Here is a 19,746-nt window from a genome sequence, read left to right on the forward strand (position 1 = left end):
AGAAGACTCCTGTCTGCTTTCATGGAAACAGACAGGAGTTTTTTCATGACTTACTTCAATGCTTTGATATATGCACCGGCAAAGGCGCCGTCAAGCAATTCCAGATCCGTAGGGCTGCAAATATCCTCCAAGCTTCGATTTTTTTGCCTTGCAATATCTTCTATGACCTTTGTTGTATAAACATGGACCGGTTCGATGGTAATATTTTTAAATCCAACTTTCTGTAAAATATTTCGATAAGTTTCAACTTCTAAGGTGCCGGCAATACAACCAACCCACAATTCTGCGTTCTTCCTGATTTCAGCAGGAACTTCTTTGAGGGTTACAATATCTGCTATGGCGAGCCTGCCTCCCGCCTTTAAAACTCTGTAGGCTTCCGATAAGGCCTTTTCCTTGTTTTCGGACAAGTTAATCACACAATTTGACAAGATGACGTCTAAACTGCCATCAGCTAAGGGAATGTCTTCGATATAACCTTTGATGAATTCCACATTGGTGACACCCATCTGTTCTTTATTCTTATTTGCTAGTTCCAGCATTTCATCGGTCATATCCAGGCCATACACTTTCCCTGTGGGGCCTACATATTTGGAAGCTACGAGGACATCAATGCCGCCACCGCTTCCAAGATCTAAAACAATCTCACCCTCTTTCAAATCAGCAAATAAAACAGGATCGGCACAGCCTAGGGATGCGGCTATGGCTTCTTTGGGCAAATCTTTTAGGTTTTTTGCATCATAAATGGAGAGAGTGCTGATTTCATCACCACAACAGGAGGAACTGCAGCAGCAAGAACCTTTCTCTTCTTCTTTTACCTGTTTGGCAATGGTCCCATAGTAACTTCTTACTTTTTCCTTAACATCTGATGACATAAAAAATCTCCTTTCTTTTAACAACATTTATTTTTTTTGATGGCATCAATCAGCAATCGAAGGCTTTCCATGACCTGATCTCTTTTGCTTTCATCTATGGCTTGAAGAACCCCATGAAAATATGCCTCCATGCTTTCTTCAATGGTCTGAAAAATTTTTTTCCCCTCTTCCGTCAGTTGAATCTGAATATACCGACGATCAGATTCATCCATCTTTCGTTCCAACAGGTTTGCATTGACAAGGTTGTTGACAGTTCTGCTCATGGTACTGCTGTCCAAATTCAATAATTCTGCCAGCTCATTCAAGGATATGGTTTTTGCTTTTCCTACCTCCACTAGGGCGTGACATTGCCCTAGGGTTATACCACAGCAGGAGGCTTCATCCTTTTCCAGAATGCCAAGACTCCTTATCAATACTTTTACAAGCTCTCTCAGTTGCTGTGCATGATTGTTATAATTCATGACTGATCACCTCAATATAATTGTAACATGAATTAGTTGTATATTGCAATCATCTTTAAATTGTATATCAACAAGGACACACGATTTCTTTTGACGAATAGGAAGAATGGATTTATAATAAAAATGACAAAAAAAGTACAATGGGAACAGGATGGAAGGGCAAAAAAACATAAGATCAAGAGATTTGGGGATAATGAATAGCGTAAGAATGTAAAGGATGGGAGATGGTTACAATCGACGGAAAATTAAATCCGGCACAGATATTGGTTCTGGGTTTTGCAGCGGTCATTTTGATAGGGGCGATGTTGCTGACCTTGCCGATTGCTTCAAAAAGCGGAGAAAGCATAGGGTTTATCGATGCCCTTTTTACAGCCACTTCTGCCGTGTGTGTAACAGGTTTGGTTGTCGTTGATACGGGTACCTATTGGAGTGGTTTCGGACAGGTTGTGATTACGCTGCTGATTCAGATCGGGGGTCTGGGGTTCATGACCATGGCCACCCTTGTTGCCTTAATTTTTGGGAAGAAAATTACCTTGAGAGAAAGACTGGTGATGCAGGAAGCGCTGAACCAATTTAATATACAGGGCATTGTCAGACTAACCCAGTACATATTGATTACAACCTTCATCATAGAGGGAATCGGTGCAATCCTTCTATCAATCAAATTTATCCCCATATATGGTTTATGGAAAGGGATTGCCTACAGTATCTTCCATTCTATTTCTGCTTTTTGTAATGCGGGTTTTGATTTAATCGGTGATTTTAAAAGCTTAACTCCTTTTGTAAAGGACCCGCTGGTGAATATTGTAGTTTGTGTTTTAATTGTATCGGGAGGACTGGGATACTCGGTAGTGTTAGAGATTCTTCAGAAAAGGAGCTTCAGGCGGTTTTCGCTCCATACCAAATTGGTATTGCTCATTACAGGTATCCTAGCGGTTATGGGATTTATCGTAATTTTAGCCCTGGAATACAATAATGCTGACACAATGGGCGGTCTTCCTTTCAAAGGAAAACTGCTGTCTGCCATGTTTCATTCCATTACACCCAGAACAGCAGGCTTCAATACCCTGCCTACGGATAAGCTGACCATGGCATCCATATTCTTTACGATTGTATTGATGTTTATCGGGGGTTCACCAGCGGGAACAGCCGGCGGCGTAAAAACCACGACGGCCGGGGTGTTGCTGTGGACGATTATTTCTGAGATCAGAGGAAAAACGGATACAGAAATTTTTCATAGAAGAATTCCAAGGGAAATCGTCAGCCGGTGTTTGGCCATTGTAGGCATCGCAGGAGCTTTGGTGGTGATGGTTACCATGCTCTTGACGATTACGGAAAAGGGCCATAGCTTTTTAGAAATATTTTTCGAAACTACTTCCGCCTTTGGAACCGTAGGTCTGTCCCTGGGGATAACGCCAAAGTTGACACCCATAGGCAGAATCATTCTATCGTTAACGATGTTTGCGGGGAGAGTAGGACCTCTGACAGTGGCACTGGCATTGGCAAGTCAACAGCAGAAAAACAAAGGCGCCTATAAATATCCGGAAGAAAAAGTAATTGTAGGCTAGAAAGGGGAAAGAAGGATGAAACAATTTGCAGTGATAGGGTGTGGAAGATTCGGGTCCAGCGTGGCCAAAACCCTATATAGCTTAGGTTATGACGTATTGGCTATTGATGAAAATGAAGACGTGATCCAGGCCATTGCCGATTCCGTTACCCATGCGGTGCAAGTAGATGCTACCGACGAGGCCTCTCTCAAATCTTTGGGTATTCGGAATTTTGATGTGGTGGTGGTGACCATCGGATCGGATATACAGTCATCCATATTGATTACCCTGATAGCAAAAGAATTGGGTGTTAAGTATGTGGTGGCAAAAGCTCAAAATGAACTGCATGCCAAGGTGCTTTACAAGATCGGTGCCGATAGGGTGGTATTTCCCGAGAGGGATATGGGGGTACGGGTGGCCCACAATCTTGTGTCCTCCAACATTTTAGATTATATTGAACTGGCACCGGATTACAGCATTGTGGAAGTTACCAGCCTTAAGGAATGGGAAGGAAAGAGTTTGAAGGATTTGAACATACGGGGAAAATACGGCATCAATGTAATGGCCATCAAACACGGAGGGGAAATCAATATCTCCCCCACTGCTGCCGATGTAATCAAAAGGGGAGATGTGCTTGTAGTAGTAGGCCATAATGATGATTTGCAAAAAATAGAGCAGAGAGGATAAAAATACGCCATTGACAAAATTGGACATTTTACAAACGTTGTTAGAACAGATAAAATGCAAAAGCCCTCTAATGATGATCATTAGAGGGCTTTATCCATGCCAGTTTATTAACCTACTTTCTTTCCGCTTTTGGCAGCTGCCAGTATTTTTTCCCAAACTTCCGCACCTTTTATTCCATATTTCTTAGGATCATAGATAGGATCTAAACCTTGAGCCTGTTGCTCTTCATAATCCTTGAGGGCTTGCAGTGCAGGTTTTTGCAGCAGAACGATAGCGATAATATTTAACCATGCCATGACACCAACACCGATATCGCCTAAGCCCCAAGCCAAGGAAGCTGTTTTTACGGAACCATAGTAGATGGAAGCAAGCAATACAACTCTTAAGATATTGATGATAAGATGTCTGTTTGCACCTTTCTTGAACAGATAGGCGATATTGGACTCAGCATAGTAGTAGTAAGCCATCAGTGTGGTGAATGCGAAGAAGAACAATGCGATGGCGACAAATTTGCTGCCTAAGCCCGGAATCAATGTGTCCACAGCCATCTGAGTATATGCCGGACCTACTTCAACACCGGGAATATTTTCTACCAAGAAACCGCCGGCAGGATTATTGATATTGTACATGCCGGTAATTAAGATCATGAATGCTGTTGCGGAGCATACAAATAATGTATCTACATATACGGAGAATGCTTGCACCAGACCTTGTTTTGTCGGGTGAGAAACTTCAGCAGCGGCAGCAGCGATAGGACCAGTACCTTGACCTGCTTCGTTGGAGTAGATACCACGCTTTACACCCCAAGAGATTGCAGAGCCGAGGATACCAGCAAAGGCCGGTTCGATGGCAAAGGCACTCTTGAAGATTAATGCAATGACAGCCGGTAATTTTGAAATATTTAAAGCAATGATAGTTAATGATACAAGGATATACCCGATGGCCATGAAAGGTACGATTAATTCTGCTGCTTTACCGATACGCTTTACACCGCCAAAGATGATCAGACCCAATAAACCAACGATGAATCCACCAGTAATATATGGGCTAATGCCGAATGCATTTCGAATACCGGCAGCAATACTGTTGGATTGAACCCCCGGCAAGAAGAAGCCCATGGCGATTACAGTTGCTACTGCGAATGTAAGGGCGTACCATCTCATGCCCAGACCTTTTTCAATATAGAAGGAAGGACCTCCGCGGTATTCGCCGTCTTGCTCTTCTTTGTAAATTTGCGCCAGAACAGATTCTACGAAAGCTGAACCTGCACCCAGGAAAGCGATTGCCCACATCCAAAATACAGCTCCGGGACCGCCCATTGCGATGGCAGTAGCAACACCGGCAATGTTACCTGTACCAACACGACCTGAAACGGCAAGGGCAAAAGCCTGGAAGGATGATACTCCCGTATCGGATGCCTGGCTGCCAAACAGCAACTTCCACATGTCTTTTACGTGTCGCACTTGCAGGAACCGGGTTACAAGGGAGAAATACAAACCTACCCCTAAACATAAATAAATAAGTGCTTTACTCCACAGTATCCCGTTCACTGCATCAACAAACTGTGCCATAAAAAATCCACCTCCATAAATGTGTTAAAATGATTTTAAAAACATATTAAAAAAAAGTAATAAAACGTAATAAAATCATACTATATTTTTTGAAAAAATACAATAATATTTTCATATTTTTTCAAATGTAATTTTTTACAAAATATTAAAGCTATGAACAACGGTTGCAGTTGCTGGAATTAGAGCAGCATCTACGGCTGCAGGAGAGCCATGAAAGAATTATATAGAAATAGTTTCTGCATTATCCACAATATTTCAACGATTTTTACAGGGATATATTTGCTGTAAGATAGGCCGAATGGAATGAGCGGAGTCACCAAGCAAACAAGAAGATGGAAAAAACAGAAAGGAAAATATTGAATAATTTGTATATAATGGAGCATAACTTTTTTCGATCCAAAAACCTCTGAAAGAAAAAAAGGGTCTTATGTTGGTGGGATGTGCCCAGATAATTTCAGATTTGGGGAACTGGTTTTATACAATGGCCATGAGTGCAACCATATTCCAGACTTAGAATTCTATATGAATTAACGGTTATTTTCAGTTCTGCAACAGGCGGTAGGATCTTTGCTTTTTATTTCTTATGAGGAAGTGGAAAAGAGCAAGAGAACAACCAGTCATTTTTTCACCATGCCAAAAGAAGGTTTTCAATATATACTGCAAAGCAAAAAATTGAAAACCCTATCTTTGTATAAATTGCTTTGATGTTCATTCCCAATATCGCAACCTACGCCATGGGCATCATCAAAAGGAGCAGCACCAGTATGGTGGATAATCAATAGGTGATTGCCTTTAGTACTGAAGATAAATCAATATAATGATCCAGTCCCCTTATGATTTAGGCTTCGTGGTGAATCATAAAATCTTTTTTCCTTATTTTTTTTTGTTTACCAAAGGAGTACAGACCGGATCAGGAAGGAAACTGAACATCAAGGGTTTTGCTATAAAAAATTTAGGGCAGTTATGGTGACTGTCCTAAAAATATGACTAACCGGCTCTTTTATCTGATTTTTTGATGATTCTCCCCTTGCCATAAGGAATGCACATGGGTGTTCCAAATAAAGGATCCCTAGCTATTTGGCATTCCATGTTAAAAACAGTACGAACCATTTCTTCGGTAACAATATCCTCCGGGGCTCCTTGCGCATAAATCGATTGATTGTGTACAGCGATGATGTGGTCTGCGTATCTACAGGCCAAATTAAGGTCGTGTAAAACCATGATAATGGTCCGCTTCTCGTTGCGATTCAGGTCAAACAATAAATCCAATATATCGATTTGATAGGTCATATCTAGATAAGTAGTAGGTTCATCCAGAATAATGGTGTCTGTTTCCTGGGCTAATACCATTGCAATCCATGCCCTTTGGCGCTGTCCACCGGATAAAGCGTCTAAAGGCCGATCCGCAAAGGGTTTCATTTGCGTAACTTCTAATGCTTTATGAACGATTGCTTCATCTCTTTTTGACCACTGTTGCAGCCAATTTTGATGAGGATATCTTCCCTGTTTTACCAATTGCAATACGGTTAATCCCTCAGGGGCAATAGGCCCTTGGGGTAAGATAGCAAGGTTTTTGGCAATTTCCTTTGTGGGCCATTTTGTAAGCTCCTTACCGTTGAGAATGACAGCACCCTCTTTGGGTTTTAAAAGCCTGGCTAAGGAGCGAAGCAAAGTGGATTTTCCACACCCGTTGCTACCAATGAGAACAGTAATCTTTTCCTTTGGTATGGTTAGATGAAGATCTTTGATAATGATTGTATCGCCGTAAGTCAATGTCAAATTCTTTGTTTGCAGTATACTCATTTTTTTTCTCTCCTTATTCCAAGTGGTAGAATAAAATCTGTTTTTACGAAAATTAACAATTTCTATTTTTGTAAAGCAGATAAATAAAAAAAGGTGCTCCAATGGCGGAAGTAAAAACTCCGGCAGGGATATCTAGGGGGGAAAAGGCTGTTCTTCCTACTATATCCGCCAAAATCATCAAAAGGCTTCCAATGAGTGCCGATACAGGCAGCAGCCCCCCAAAGGAAGGTCCTGCAAATTTTCTGCCGATATGGGGAGCGATCAAGCCGATGAAACCAACTGCACCTGCAATGGAAACGGCTGATCCTGCGAGGACTACACTGATGCAAATAAGTACAAATCTTTGATATTGCACGTTGCTTCCCACACCCGTTGCAATCTCATCCCCCAATTCTTGTATATTGATATTGCGTGCATAAATAAAGGACGTAGGAATAAAAATCAGTGACCAAGGAAGCAAGGTAAACACATTTTTCCAAGTGGCCCCATAAACACTGCCCGTTAGCCAAATGTATGCTTGATGTGCCGTGTGGCTTGGACTCAGAATAATCATCAAACTGGTCAAGGCTTTCATCATTGCAGCCATGCCAATCCCGATCAGTACCAAGCGAATAGGTGTAACACCTTTGTTCCAAGATAAAAAGTATATGATCAAGGTAACCAATCCTCCTCCTAGCATAGCTGCAAGGGGTAGGTATTGTATGCTTACTTTTCCTCCTAGAAAAACGATGAATCCAACAGCCGCTATGGAAGCTCCCCCGGTGATGCCGATAACGTCGGGAGAAGCCAAGGGGTTGCGGATGATACCTTGCAAGATTGCCCCTGCCACTGCTAGAGAAGCACCGATGAGCGTGGAAATAATAAGCCTTGGCAAGCGGATAGACTGTATAACAAGGCGGTTCATCTGTTCGCCTTTTCCTAAAAAGGCTTTCATTACCTCTATCGGGCTGATCTTGAAATCTCCCATTCCTATTCCCCCGATAAAAACGATCCCGGTAAGAACCATGAGTATTCCAATGGTGAATGCAATTTTCTTATTGATCAGAAAAGAAACCCTCCATCTCTCATTTCGAAAGACTATATATTGATTCATGCCCTTGAAAACCTCCTTCGTGCAATATATACAAAGAATGGTGTGCCAATCATGGCTGTCATGATGCCCACGGGAACTTCCTTGGGGATAAGAACAAACCGTGCACCGATATCGGCAAGGAGCAACAAAATAGCTCCCAATAAACCGCTGTAAGGGATCCGCCAGCGGTGATCCATACCTGCAAAAAAACGGGAAATATGGGGAATAATAATGCCTACAAAGCTGATAGGACCAGCTACTGCCACAGAACTTCCCGCTAACAAAATCACTACAATGCCGGTTAGAAGTTTAACCAATGTAGTTTTCTGTCCCAATCCCTTTGCCACATCCTCACCCATGACGAGCAAATTTAAAGATTTTCCAAGGAGAAAAGCTGTTATCCATCCAATAGCCATATATGGGAGTACGGCCATGAGCATATCTAAACCTCTTCCTTCTACAGAACCGGTTAACCAAAATAATATTTCATCCAATTCTTTTTCACTTAGCACTAATATTGCCTGGGTAAAAGATGAAAACAAAGCCGTTATTGCAGCACCGGCCAATACAATCTTCGCAGGTGTCAGTCCATCTCTTCCAATACTGCCTACAAAATATACAGCAACAGCAGCAACGGTTCCACCGAAAAAGGCAATCCATGTATATTCACTTAAAGCAGAAATAGAGAAAAACGAAGCAGAAAAGACAACAAAGAAGCAGGCACCGGCATTGATACCTAGTATATCTGGAGCAGCCAATGGATTTTTCGTTAAGGACTGCATCAATACACCGGCAATGGCAAGGCTTGCCCCAACTGCAGCAGCAATGAGTGCTCGAGGAACACGCAAATTTCGGATAATGATATGTTCATTGGAACCATTAAAATTTGAATAGGATTCCATGATCATTTTCCAATCGGTTTTGGTAATGCCGAACCGAATACTGGCTGAGATGCAAAGCAGGAGAAACATAACACCTGCGATTAGTCCAATTATTTTTGCAGACCTATTTGACAAAATGAAAACCATCACGATCTTCCTTTCAATAAAATTTACATCATTTCAAACTAGGAATCCTTTAATGCCCATTATATAATAATTTGCCAATCAGGTCAATGATTTTGAAAATCATTATCAAAAACTATTGACAATCAATTTCTTCGGATTATATAATAGATTTTGTAACAGGGTTTGAATTGATAATAATAATCATTACAAAACAGGAGGTAAAAAAATACTTTTTACAACATATCAAAAGAAAAAGCCCGTTCTTACTTTTGTTGCTCTTTTGCTTAGTCTCATATTCGTTGTAGCGGGGTGCAGCGGCCCACAGGAAAATAAGGCTGCATCATCGAAAAAGACGAATGAAGAGGGTAGAACAATTACCCATGCTATGGGGACTACGGAAGTGAAAGGAACACCTCAAAAAGTTGTAGTATTGGTAAACGGCATGGTTGATATTTCCCTGGCACTGGGAGCAAAGCCTGTGGGTGCAGTAAAGTCCTGGATAGGGGATCCTTGGTATGACTATATCAAAGACCAAATGGAAGGCGTTGTCGTATTGGGAGATGAGACACAACCCAATTTGGAACTAATTGCATCACTGAAGCCGGATCTTATTTTGGGAAGCAAAATGCGTCATGAAGAAATATATGAACAGTTGAATGCTATTGCTCCTACCGTTATGTCTGAGGATGTATTCAATTGGAAAGCCAATCTAGCCCTTGTGGCAGAAGCTCTAAACAAAAAGGCAGAGGGCGATAAGATTATGGAAGATTGGAACAAGCGTGTGGAGGACTTTAAAAGCAAGTTAGGCGATAAGGCATCTATGGAGGTTTCGCTGATACGCTTCAATCCTGATCATGCAAGAATCTATTATACAGGTTTTCCGGGATTAATAATTGAAGAAGTAGGTTTATCCAGACCGGAAGCCCAAAGAGTAAAAGATCAAAAAATCGCCCAATTGACAAAGGAAAGAATTCCTGAAATGGATGGAGATATCATATTTGATTTTACGGCAGATTGGAAAGGTGATGGAGAGGTATTTAAATTGCAAAAAGAATGGATGAATGATCCATTATGGAAAAACTTGAATGCCGTAAAGAATGATAAGGTTATTCGTGTAAATGAGGTTTATTGGAACATGTCCGGTGGGGTCATGGCAGCCAATAAGATGTTAGATGATTTGTATAAATATATTTTGAATGAAGAGAAATAATAAAAACTATAAATAATATATTTTTTTCAAAGCATTCCGGGTAAATATTAAAACTCTGGGATGCTTTTATTGATTTGACAATCCAATAATACAAAAGAAAAGGCTGCAACTATTTTGTCCAATATAGCTGAGGAAACGGTAAAATTATTAAGTATGGAATAAAGCCTACGGGGATGATCCTTATGGATGAAGGGAGTGGACAATGGGAATGCTTAAAATCCAGGAACCAATCCATTTATGCTGCCATATAGTGGATATTAAGGAGGCGAGACATAAATGGAATACGCAGTCATCATGTCCGGCGGAGTAGGATCCAGATTTTGGCCGAAAAGTCGAAAAAACAGACCCAAGCAGTTCTTAAGGACCGTAGGTGCCAAGACGATGATACAAACTACTGTAGACCGTATCAGCAAGATAGTACCTATGGATCGAATATATATCGTAACCAGCGGGCAGTATATTGATACCCTAGAGACACAGATTCCCGAGATACTTCCAGAAAATATCCTGATTGAGCCTATGAACAGGGATACTGCCACATGCATAGGTTTGGCGGCAGTACACCTTCTAAAAAAAGATCCAGACGCAACAATGATTGTCCTTCCTTCTGATCACTTGATATTCGACCAAGATAAATTTGAAGAAGTGATCAATGATGCTGTGGTGGTTGCCAGGGAGACCGGTTGTCTCATGACCATGGGCATTAAGCCCACCAGGCCTGAAACCGCCTATGGCTATATTGAGGCGGGAAAGTCCATAGATACTTATGATTGTCCGGTGTATGTGGCGAAAAGATTTATTGAAAAACCTAATAAAGTAAAGGCTATAGAATTTTTAAATAAAGGAACGTATCTATGGAACAGCGGTATGTTCGTATGGCAGGCATCCGTATTGATGGATGAGATAAAGCGATTTCTTCCCGATTTATATAGCAGTTTGATGAAAATCAGCGATGCCATCGGCACGAAAAGAGAGGCAAAGGTACTGGAAGAAGTATATCAGGAAATAGACGGAATCTCCATCGACTACGGGATTATGGAAAGAAGTACCCGGGTCTATGTGATTGAGGCGGATTTCAAGTGGGATGATATCGGGAGCTGGACTGCCTTGGAAAGATTTTTTGAGAAGGATGCAAATGGAAATATTGTGAAGGCCTTAAATTCCAAAATTGATACCAGGGAATGCATTATCTTTGGAGAAGACCGCTTAATTGCTACCATCGGGGTAAGCAATCTCATCATTGTGGATACGGGGGATGTGGTATTGGTATGTGACAAATCACGGGATCAGGATATTAAGGAGTTATTAAAGATTATTGTGGAGCAGCAGGAGCTGACAAAATTTATATAAATTATATGTATTATATGTAAAAATGAAAGGATATACGACAACAAAATCAGCAGCGGCAGGTTTCCGCTGCTGATTTTGTTGTCGTGAGGTGGAGGAGGTTCGTTCATTGCTGAGCTTCTATATAATTGGAGGCAGGTTCTTGATCCAAATCTTCTTTTGTATCGATAGAAAAATATATGAGAACACATAAGAGAATAAGCAACATTTCCATATCCATCACCACCATAGATATTGTAAATCTATTATAGCATGAAAATATTCTAAAAAATGGAATGTAATGATATTGTAAAATAAATGTAATTTCTGTAATAGGCGGAAATTTTTTAAGGTAGTCCTACAGTCTTTTTATACTTTTAATAATGCTTCATAGACTTTTAATGTATTTTTTGCTGTGTTCTCCCAGGAAAATTGTGAGGCTCTTTTGAGTCCCTTGACAATGAGTTCCATAGAAAGCTTTTTGTCCTCCAACACTTGGACTATGGCTTCTGTCAATGCATCTATATCATAGGGATTGATCAAAAGTGCTGCATCATCCACCACTTCAGGGATAGAAGTCAAATTAGAAGTGATGGTAGGACATCCGCAGGACATGGCCTCTAAAGGAGGCAAGCCAAATCCCTCATAGATGGAAGGATAAACAAACAAAGAGGCGGCATTGTAAAAATAGGGCAAATGACTATAAGGGGCAAAACCGGTAAAGATCACCCGGTTCTTTATGCCAAGCTGTTCGATGGTGGAGACGATTTGGCCATGGGAATCCTTGGGGGCACCTACAATCACCAGGTCATAAATGCCCTTCAGTCTTTTCAGACTTTGATGATAGGCGCGGATGAGTCCCAGGATATTTTTTCTGGGGCTAAACCCTCCTAGATACAGTATAAATTCCCGGTCAACACCGTAGATATTTTTTATGAAATTTTTTGCTTCCATATGGTTGATAGGACGATAAATGTCATCGGCTGCTAGGGGAGTGACTACAATCTTCTTGTCAGGCACGCCAAAATAGCTGATAATATCTTGTTTGGAGTATTCTGATACGGTAATGATAATATCGGCGTTTTCAATAATAGAAGGCATCTCTTGTATGAATCTTTCTCGGTAGCTGTAACCTACGGTTTCGGGCAGTATATAGGGGATGAGATCGTGGACGGTGACAACATACTTGCAGAATTTTTCCTTTGGCAAGCCGATACCGTTTTGAGGAATATGAAAAAGCTGAGCTTTGCTTTTTTTGACATGATGGGGGATATAGTCATAGGTCCAAAAGGTCTTATTTTTTGTTCCCACCAAATGGACATGAATGTTGTGAAAGCCGTTGAACCGGTCATAGCCTTCCCCAGGCCAAAAGAATAAATATTGATTTTTTCGATCCAGGTTCATGATATTTTTCATCAGCTGGTGGGTATAGGTACCGATCCCTGTACCTGCATAGAGTTTTGCCCCTCGGGTATCTATACTGATCAACATAACTATCTCTCCTCCCTATGTAAACAGATAAGGAATTTGAAAATTTCGGATTTTAGAAACTATCACATATTACCGATCACCTGACTGCCAGTAGTTACCAGATACCAGTTTCCAGTCATGAGTTGGAAGTTGTAAGTTGTAAGCTACTGTCAAGGATGAACCCCCATGGGCTAACTGGTAACGGCTATCAGCCAGCGGCCAGCAGTTAGCCGCCACAACCTTGTCAAAAACAGAACCATTCGGTTTAGCAGTTGGTTTTCGATATACAAATGAAATTCCAAAGTTTGATATATATCATCATATTCACCCATCCGTCCGATGGTTACTTCCTCCGGTAACACTTTCCTACTCCTGTCATATAATACAATAGGACTTTGATATCGGAGTGTGTTGCGGATGGGAGAGGCTTGGATTTCATACTGCGATTTGAAGGAACTCATCGCCCAAAACTACCACATAAAGGTATATGATTGGGAGGAAAACAAAAGAGTACTCAAATTGCTTACCGATGACGGCGTAAAACTGCTGAAAAAGGTAAATGCTTCCTATGATCGATATTTGTTTATGGTAGAAGCCATGGCCCATGGGCGTAATCATGGATTTCATTATATTCCCCAGATTATGGAGACAAAGGATGGGAAAATGGGCATTGTGCAAGATAAAGGCGTTCTGATGGTGGGACAGTGGATTCATGGCAGGGAAGCCAATTATGACGATTTTTTTGATCTGGAGTTGACTGTTACAGCTTTGGCGCGATTTCATCAAGCAGCCAAAGGATTTGAACCCAGCGAAAAGGCAACCCCAAGAATATTATGGGGAAAATGGATAGAAAATTTCCAAAGGCGATGTGGGGAAATGTTGATGTTTAAGGAGATAGCCTTGGGCAAGGAAGTCAAGAACGATTTCGATGAAAAAATTATCCGTTACACGGATTATTTCTATGACTGGGGGACAAAGGCCATTCGCCACTTGACAAAGACAGAATATTTTCGGTTGGCGGAGGAGAGTCGGCGGCAGAAAACCTTTTGTCACCATGACATGGCCCATCATAACGTACTGATCACAGAGGACGATATCGTATATCTCATCGATTTTGACTACTGTATCTTTGATATGACCATTCATGATTTGGCCAGCTTCCTCATACGCAATATGCGATATGGCAACTGGTCTTTAGAGAAAGCATATTTTATATGGAATACCTATAACCGGGAAAAAACAGTTCTAGGAGAAGAAATCGGAGTGATCAAAGCCTTCATGGAATTTCCCCAGGAATTTTGGCAGATCGGACTCCAATATTATGTGGAGAAACAGCCTTGGGAGGAAGAAGTATTTCATAGAAGATTAAACCGGATTTTAGAGGATATACCGATGCGAGAGGTTTTCATGAAAAAATTTTTGGCATAAAGGAGAGAAGGAATTATGGAAGAGGGAAACCGAAGGATTCTTCGAATATCCGACATCGAAGAGTATCATAAGAAGTGGATGGAAGAATTGGACTTTATTCTGGATTCCATCCATCTTATGTCAGAAGAAGATAAAGCTGCAATTCAAACGTATATGGCAAGTGCCATCGATGATATAGAAATTGGCGATGATATAGAAAAAGATTCATATTTCAGGCAGGGCGAGCTGGAAACCTACGAGGAGAAAATAAAGGCCACAAAACAGGAGATCAAATACCTAAAAAAGCTAAGGAAAAAGAAGGAAGAGCTGGAGGAAAAAAAAACAAAAAGGTATAAAATCCTTAGAAAACTATATAAGGAAGGTAGATTGGATCCTGAATTGGAGGATGAATACAGGAAATTAAGGCAAGAGATCAAATATAGAAAAACCACTGACTAAAGGAGGGAAAATAAAAAATGATTTGGAAAAAACAGCCTTTGGCAGTGGAAATAAAAAGGAACTATGGTTTTGATGTCTATGGCATGGTGACGCAACAGAGCGGTTGGTTATTGGAAACAAACCGGGGAAAATTTCAACTGAAGGCCCTTGGTTCCAGTGAGGCAGAAATACTTTTTCATTATTCCATATACCAGTACCTAAAGGGGAAAGGATTTCAACAGCTTTTGGATGTTCTTGCCACAAGGGATGGGAAGCCTTACATGGTTACGGAGGAAGGCCCCTTTCAAATGGTTGCATGGGAGGAATATAAATCCATCACATATGATGATGGAACAGACCTGCAGAGGGTAATAAAGATCATGGCGGATTTTCATAAATCTTCCCAGGGCTTTAAGGCCATTGCCGGAAGCAAAGTAAGAACGGAATGGGGAAGATGGCCTTGGGTGTTTCAGGGGTACTGCACCTTAGGAAATAAAATGAAGCAGCTTCTTAGGGAAAAACATCGCCCGGAAAAAACAGAAAAGGCGATCTTGGAGAGTATCGACAACCATTTGGAAATGGGGCATCAATGCATCATGATGCTCAAAGAAACGCCTTACCTCGATATTGTGGAGGAATCTATGAAAAAGAGGGAGCTGTGCATCCACCGTTGGAGTGAGAAAAATTTTATAAAGAATCAGGAGCAAGAGATAAAGATCTTTTCCTTAGAAGATGCCAAGCATGACATCAAAATCATCGATGTGGCCGATTTGATTCTGGAGAATCTGGAAAGGAGCGAGAAAATTCCAGACATCTTAGGGGAATATCATGCCCATAATCCTTTGAGCAATGATGAAATTAAAATCATTCAGGCCTATATCCGATTTCCCCACGAATACTTTAAAGTGATAGAAAAATATTATAAAAATAAAAGCAGCGGGTCCGACAATTATTGGAATAAAAAATTAAAAAAGGCATTAAAAGCAGAAAAAATGAAGAAAAATTTAATGGATCTCAACTTGTCCGGGGTGGTGAGGAATGATGCATGAGCCTGTGGAATGGAGCAGAGAGGAGGAAGTAGAAATTCTGGTAGACTATATACTGACACCCAATGTATTCAGAGCCTATGGACTAAAGGTAATCGATATTGTACCGAAGAGAGGAATTTATCGGATCGAAACGGATCAGGGCTTCAAATGCTTAAAAAAAATGAAATCAGATCCAAAAAATATATACTTTACCAATGATGCCATTGAACATCTGATAAAAAACGGATTTTACAAAGTTTCAAGAATCCGCAGGACCCTGGACGGCAACCTATTTTTGAGTGATGGAGAAGATGCCTATCTGATGACGGATTGGATTGACGGAAGAGAATGTGACTATGAAAATCCCATTGAATTGGATATTGCCGTAAAGACATTGGCAGAACTTCATCGAGCCTCCAAGGGTTTTACCCCGTTCCATCATGATCCTAGCAGGGATTTACTGGGGAAATGGCCTCAAATTTTCAAAGCCCGATGTGATGAATTGATGGAAATGAAAGGAATGGCACAAAAAAAGCAAGATAAGATAAAGTTTGATGAAGTTTTTTTAAAGTTTGTGGACTATTACTATGAGGAAGCTCAAGAAGCCGTGGCGTGTTTTGAACAATTTGATTATCAAGGACTAGTGGAACAAGCTAGGAAAGAAAAAAGTTTTTGCCATAATGATTATGCGTATCATAATGTTTTGGTGTCCTATGACCATAAGGATGTGGCTATACTAGATTTTGATTATTGTGTTTTTGATCTAAGAATCAATGATATTGCCAGTATCATCCAAAGAAATCTCAAAAAATGTTTTTGGTACATCGGCCGAGCAGAATTTATTTTAGACAGCTATCATCGGCAGGATCGCTTAAGCCAGGATGAACTCAAGGGAATCTACGCATACTTGAAATTTCCCACGGATTTTTGGAGGATTGCCAGTCAGTTTTATATAGAAAATAAATCGTGGAGTGCCGAAACCTACATGGGGAAGATTCTACAGAAGTCCGAGTGGAAAGAATTACGGGAAGATTTTTTGCAGGAATTCAAAGAAATGACCGGAATGTAACTCCGGTCATTTTCTATGGGGATTATGGGTATAAGGAAATTGCAAGCCTTGAAAAGGGTGCATCCGGTTGATGGCGATAATTTTGTGCAGTTAGCAGCGAGATTCACACTGTTTTTTAATGGCCCTGACTTCCTTTTCATAACATTTGTCCAAGGCATCCAATTCATCTTTCAATGCTTTTAAGCGGCATTCGGTGTCTTTGATTGCTTCTTTCAAGGCACATCTTTTTCTGCAGTATTCTTCTTCGAGCCTGCATAAAAGAGCTTTGCATTTTTCACGGTCTCTATCTATACATTTGCATTTTGGCCGGTGATGCTTGTGGCTCATATATATACCTCCCTTATTTTGATATGGGTCCTTCCCCTACCAATATATTCTGTCCAATGAAAAGTGTTAAAAAATCTTTCTTAAAGAAAATGATAAATAAGGAAATAATCAATGCTCAGGGGAAGTCTTTGCATCATTTTTTTAGACATACAACGGGAAAGTTTGATTTATGCCTTTATGAAGATAGGTTTTTTATGGAGCAAATGCTTTGTTGCCAGCTACCAGTCATCAGCCACCAGTACTGGTAGCTGGTAACTGATAACTGGCGGCGAACTGCGATTCAAAAAATATAATCTTTTCAAGTGAATTCAATTTTGAAGTTGTAAATCTATATATTCGATAGGGAGATGAAAAATTGCTGCATCCTCACAGGGAGAAATACAGTATAATAAAGTTATGGTAGTTTTCAGCGGAATGAAAATGATTGGAGGAGGATGTCATGCGGTGGATTGATTTAAGGAGCGACACAGTAACCGTACCTACGGATGCCATGCGGGAAGCCATGTACAGAGCGGAGGTGGGCGACGATGTATATGGAGACGATCCTACGGTAAAAAAATTAGAGGAATATGCGGCAGAGTTGTTGGGAAAGGAGGCAGCCATTTTTGTTCCCAGCGGAACCTTTGGGAATCAGCTAGCCCTTTTTACCCACTGCAAACGGGGGGATGAAGTAATTCTGTCGGATGATTGCCACATCGTTATGCACGAGGTGGGAGGGGCCTCGGTCATAGCCGGGGTACAGCTAAGAACCCTGGCAACCCATAAGGGAGAGATGAATCCCGAAGAAGTAGCTTCCAAAATAAGGGGGGAAGATATCCATTATCCTTCCACAGGATTAATTTGTCTGGAGAATGCCCACTCCAACGGCAGAGTTATATCCCTTGACAATATGAAGGGTGTCTGGGAAATTGCCAAAAGACATGATATTCCAGTTCATTTGGATGGTGCAAGGGTTTTTAATGCAGCCGTTGCTCTGGAGGTGGATGTAAAAGAGATTACAAAATACTGCGATTCCGTCATGTGTTGTCTTTCCAAGGGGCTTTGTGCTCCCGTAGGATCTATTCTGGCAGGGTCCAAGGTCTTTATAGACCGGGCGAGGAAAGGGAGAAAACTGATGGGCGGGGGTCTGCGCCAGACTGGATTTTTGGCGGCTGCTGGTTTGGTAGCTTTAAGGGATATGATCAAGCGGTTGAAGGAAGACCATGACAATGCCCTGCTCCTAGGAAGGGAACTTTCAAACATTCCCGGCATTCGAGTGAATTTGGAGGATATCCATATCAATATGGTATTCTTTGATATGAAGGAAACGGGATATGATTCCGACAAACTGGTGGAAAGATTTTTGGAGAGAGGGATTAAGATCAATCCCGGGGAAGATGGTATGATGCGTTTTGTAACCAACTATTGGGTAAGCAAAGAAGACATTTATCATGTGGTAGCGGTCATGAGGGAAGTGCTGGGAACATAATTTCTCAAACAAAAGACAAAGGAATACAGCTAACTGGCAGCTGGCAGATGGTGGCTGAAGAAAAGGGGTACAGGCATGAACAGGAAAATTATTACATGGAATAAACGGGAAATAAATCAAAAAATTCTAAAATAAAATAATTTACAAAAATGCAAAACGATGTCTTATTTTCATGGAATTTCTTTTTTATCCATCCATTCATAAATTTATTAGATTTTACAGGGTGTAAAGGATAGAAAAATTTTAAACAATATGAGTAGGATAAAAAATATTTATCCATGAAAGGAGACCGAGTATGAGATTCAATAAATATATTTTCAAAGCGGTTGTTTTCTTTCTCATTTTTTCTCTTTTAATCGTAGGTTGTACACCTGCGCGAAGGCCGGTTCCAAGTCCAACGCCACCTACAACACCGGCGCCTGAAACTGCACCAATGAAACCTGATAACACGAATGTTCCCAATGAAGATATCGGTTCCGCAAGGAATATTGGCAACGATATGAATAGGGCGATGGAAACAAGAATTTTAAGGGAAGTAGAAAGGATTGAAGGGGTAAGAAATGCAGCGGTGCTGGTGAATAATAATACTGCATATATTGGAGTGGATTTAGGAACGAATGTACCGGATACAAGGGTAGATGCTATTCGAAAAGAAGTTGTTCAAAGGGTGACATCGCTGGAACCAAGCTTAGGGCCCATTTATGTATCTGCAAATCCCGATGTAGTAGGAAGATTAAGGGCCTACGGCAGAGATATCCGTGCAGGAAGGCCAATTTCCGGTTTTATTGATCAAATCGAAGAATTATTTAGAAGACCAGTGCCGAGAACGTAGCCATAGGAATTAGCAGCCAAATAATAGGAAATGCAAGATATGATGTTGGATGGGAAGTCGTAATGCTTCCCATTCGTTTTGCTATGAAATTTCAAAGATGAAACAGCAAATAATCCTAAAAAAAATCTTTCCTGTGCCCGATGAAACTTCC

Annotated in this window: 19 protein-coding genes; 10 read left to right on the plus strand and 9 right to left on the minus strand. The window is 40.9% G+C overall.

Annotated elements, in window-relative coordinates; genetic code table 11:
* Positions 1–50 precede the first annotated feature (50 nt).
* Positions 51–872, minus strand: coding sequence for an arsenite methyltransferase (gene arsM, locus AN619_RS05525; RefSeq protein ID WP_068555574.1), 822 nt, complete (start codon positions 870–872; stop codon positions 51–53).
* A 17-nt stretch (positions 873–889) separates the two neighbouring features.
* Positions 890–1,333 (minus strand): MarR family winged helix-turn-helix transcriptional regulator, encoded by a 444-nt coding sequence (locus AN619_RS05530; protein WP_068555576.1) that lies wholly within the window; start codon positions 1,331–1,333, stop codon positions 890–892.
* A gap of 224 nt (positions 1,334–1,557) precedes the next feature.
* Between AN619_RS05530 and AN619_RS05535 the strand changes: the two genes are divergently transcribed.
* Both AN619_RS05535 and AN619_RS05540 read left to right on the plus strand, forming a co-directional pair.
* Positions 1,558–2,901 carry a TrkH family potassium uptake protein gene (locus AN619_RS05535; protein WP_068555578.1) on the plus strand — a complete coding sequence of 448 codons (1,344 nt, stop codon included), beginning with the start codon at positions 1,558–1,560 and terminating at the stop codon, positions 2,899–2,901.
* Between the two features lie 15 nt (positions 2,902–2,916).
* Complete coding sequence (locus tag AN619_RS05540; RefSeq protein ID WP_068555580.1) at positions 2,917–3,567, plus strand: potassium channel family protein; 651 nt, start codon at positions 2,917–2,919, stop codon at positions 3,565–3,567.
* Positions 3,568–3,674: 107 nt separating this feature from the next.
* On the opposite strand, the gene AN619_RS05545 is transcribed toward AN619_RS05540, so the two are convergent.
* From AN619_RS05545 to AN619_RS05560, 4 genes are all read right to left on the minus strand, one after another.
* On the minus strand, positions 3,675–5,138 hold the full coding sequence (locus AN619_RS05545; protein ID WP_068555583.1) for an alanine/glycine:cation symporter family protein: 1,464 nt from the start codon (positions 5,136–5,138) through the stop codon (positions 3,675–3,677).
* A gap of 987 nt (positions 5,139–6,125) precedes the next feature.
* Entirely contained in the window at positions 6,126–6,941 is an 816-nt protein-coding gene (locus AN619_RS05550; RefSeq protein WP_068555585.1) for an ABC transporter ATP-binding protein, read from the minus strand.
* Positions 6,942–6,993: 52 nt separating this feature from the next.
* A complete protein-coding gene (locus tag AN619_RS05555; protein ID WP_068555586.1) occupies positions 6,994–8,034 on the minus strand; it encodes a FecCD family ABC transporter permease in 1,041 nt (346 codons plus the stop codon).
* Entirely contained in the window at positions 8,031–9,041 is a 1,011-nt protein-coding gene (locus AN619_RS05560) for a FecCD family ABC transporter permease (protein ID WP_068555589.1), read from the minus strand. The genes AN619_RS05555 and AN619_RS05560 overlap by 4 nt, the downstream gene beginning before the upstream one ends.
* A gap of 259 nt (positions 9,042–9,300) precedes the next feature.
* On the opposite strand from AN619_RS05560, the gene AN619_RS05565 reads away from it, so the two are divergent.
* Positions 9,301–10,230, plus strand: a complete 930-nt coding sequence (locus tag AN619_RS05565) for an ABC transporter substrate-binding protein (RefSeq protein ID WP_198153247.1) — start codon at positions 9,301–9,303, stop codon at positions 10,228–10,230.
* Positions 10,231–10,506: 276 nt separating this feature from the next.
* A complete protein-coding gene (locus tag AN619_RS05570) occupies positions 10,507–11,580 on the plus strand; it encodes a mannose-1-phosphate guanylyltransferase (RefSeq protein WP_068555593.1) in 1,074 nt (357 codons plus the stop codon).
* 345 nt (positions 11,581–11,925) lie between these two features.
* Here AN619_RS05570 and AN619_RS05575 read toward each other — a convergent pair whose 3' ends face one another.
* Together AN619_RS05575 and AN619_RS15885 are read right to left on the minus strand one after the other, a co-directional pair.
* Entirely contained in the window at positions 11,926–13,047 is a 1,122-nt protein-coding gene (locus AN619_RS05575) for a glycosyltransferase family 4 protein (protein WP_068555595.1), read from the minus strand.
* A 170-nt stretch (positions 13,048–13,217) separates the two neighbouring features.
* Entirely contained in the window at positions 13,218–13,388 is a 171-nt protein-coding gene (locus AN619_RS15885; protein WP_157064923.1) for a hypothetical protein, read from the minus strand.
* A 55-nt stretch (positions 13,389–13,443) separates the two neighbouring features.
* Here AN619_RS15885 and AN619_RS05580 point away from each other — a divergent pair, with 55 nt between their 5' ends.
* From AN619_RS05580 to AN619_RS05595, 4 genes are read left to right on the plus strand one after another with little or no spacing between them, the layout of a single operon-like run.
* On the plus strand, positions 13,444–14,454 hold the full coding sequence (locus tag AN619_RS05580) for a CotS family spore coat protein (protein WP_068555597.1): 1,011 nt from the start codon (positions 13,444–13,446) through the stop codon (positions 14,452–14,454).
* Between the two features lie 15 nt (positions 14,455–14,469).
* A complete protein-coding gene (locus AN619_RS05585; protein ID WP_068555599.1) occupies positions 14,470–14,892 on the plus strand; it encodes a hypothetical protein in 423 nt (140 codons plus the stop codon).
* Positions 14,893–14,909: 17 nt separating this feature from the next.
* A complete protein-coding gene (locus AN619_RS05590; RefSeq protein ID WP_068555601.1) occupies positions 14,910–15,920 on the plus strand; it encodes a CotS family spore coat protein in 1,011 nt (336 codons plus the stop codon).
* On the plus strand, positions 15,910–16,968 hold the full coding sequence (locus tag AN619_RS05595; protein WP_068555603.1) for a CotS family spore coat protein: 1,059 nt from the start codon (positions 15,910–15,912) through the stop codon (positions 16,966–16,968). The genes AN619_RS05590 and AN619_RS05595 overlap by 11 nt, the downstream gene beginning before the upstream one ends.
* A 90-nt stretch (positions 16,969–17,058) precedes the next feature.
* Here AN619_RS05595 and AN619_RS05600 read toward each other — a convergent pair whose 3' ends face one another.
* On the minus strand, positions 17,059–17,295 hold the full coding sequence (locus AN619_RS05600) for a hypothetical protein (protein WP_068555605.1): 237 nt from the start codon (positions 17,293–17,295) through the stop codon (positions 17,059–17,061).
* Positions 17,296–17,734: 439 nt separating this feature from the next.
* Here AN619_RS05600 and ltaE point away from each other — a divergent pair, with 439 nt between their 5' ends.
* Together ltaE and AN619_RS05610 are read left to right on the plus strand one after the other, a co-directional pair.
* Positions 17,735–18,763 (plus strand): low-specificity L-threonine aldolase, encoded by a 1,029-nt coding sequence (gene ltaE, locus AN619_RS05605; RefSeq protein WP_068555607.1) that lies wholly within the window; start codon positions 17,735–17,737, stop codon positions 18,761–18,763.
* A gap of 295 nt (positions 18,764–19,058) precedes the next feature.
* Entirely contained in the window at positions 19,059–19,595 is a 537-nt protein-coding gene (locus AN619_RS05610; protein WP_068555609.1) for a YhcN/YlaJ family sporulation lipoprotein, read from the plus strand.
* The last annotated feature ends 151 nt before the right edge of the window (positions 19,596–19,746 follow it).

Source organism: Thermotalea metallivorans, from assembly GCF_001562415.1.
Lineage (GTDB): Bacteria > Bacillota > Clostridia > Peptostreptococcales > Thermotaleaceae > Thermotalea > Thermotalea metallivorans.

Coding starts and splice junctions, on each gene's coding strand:
- arsM (WP_068555574.1), bottom strand. CDS start 872: ATGTCATCAGATGTTAAGGAAAAAGTAAGAAGTTACTATGGGACCATT.
- AN619_RS05530 (WP_068555576.1), bottom strand. CDS start 1,333: ATGAATTATAACAATCATGCACAGCAACTGAGAGAGCTTGTAAAAGTA.
- AN619_RS05535 (WP_068555578.1), top strand. CDS start 1,558: ATGGTTACAATCGACGGAAAATTAAATCCGGCACAGATATTGGTTCTG.
- AN619_RS05540 (WP_068555580.1), top strand. CDS start 2,917: ATGAAACAATTTGCAGTGATAGGGTGTGGAAGATTCGGGTCCAGCGTG.
- AN619_RS05545 (WP_068555583.1), bottom strand. CDS start 5,138: ATGGCACAGTTTGTTGATGCAGTGAACGGGATACTGTGGAGTAAAGCA.
- AN619_RS05550 (WP_068555585.1), bottom strand. CDS start 6,941: ATGAGTATACTGCAAACAAAGAATTTGACATTGACTTACGGCGATACA.
- AN619_RS05555 (WP_068555586.1), bottom strand. CDS start 8,034: ATGAATCAATATATAGTCTTTCGAAATGAGAGATGGAGGGTTTCTTTT.
- AN619_RS05560 (WP_068555589.1), bottom strand. CDS start 9,041: ATGGTTTTCATTTTGTCAAATAGGTCTGCAAAAATAATTGGACTAATC.
- AN619_RS05570 (WP_068555593.1), top strand. CDS start 10,507: ATGGAATACGCAGTCATCATGTCCGGCGGAGTAGGATCCAGATTTTGG.
- AN619_RS05575 (WP_068555595.1), bottom strand. CDS start 13,047: ATGTTGATCAGTATAGATACCCGAGGGGCAAAACTCTATGCAGGTACA.
- AN619_RS05580 (WP_068555597.1), top strand. CDS start 13,444: ATGGGAGAGGCTTGGATTTCATACTGCGATTTGAAGGAACTCATCGCC.
- AN619_RS05585 (WP_068555599.1), top strand. CDS start 14,470: ATGGAAGAGGGAAACCGAAGGATTCTTCGAATATCCGACATCGAAGAG.
- AN619_RS05590 (WP_068555601.1), top strand. CDS start 14,910: ATGATTTGGAAAAAACAGCCTTTGGCAGTGGAAATAAAAAGGAACTAT.
- AN619_RS05595 (WP_068555603.1), top strand. CDS start 15,910: ATGATGCATGAGCCTGTGGAATGGAGCAGAGAGGAGGAAGTAGAAATT.
- AN619_RS05600 (WP_068555605.1), bottom strand. CDS start 17,295: ATGAGCCACAAGCATCACCGGCCAAAATGCAAATGTATAGATAGAGAC.
- ltaE (WP_068555607.1), top strand. CDS start 17,735: ATGCGGTGGATTGATTTAAGGAGCGACACAGTAACCGTACCTACGGAT.
- AN619_RS05610 (WP_068555609.1), top strand. CDS start 19,059: ATGAGATTCAATAAATATATTTTCAAAGCGGTTGTTTTCTTTCTCATT.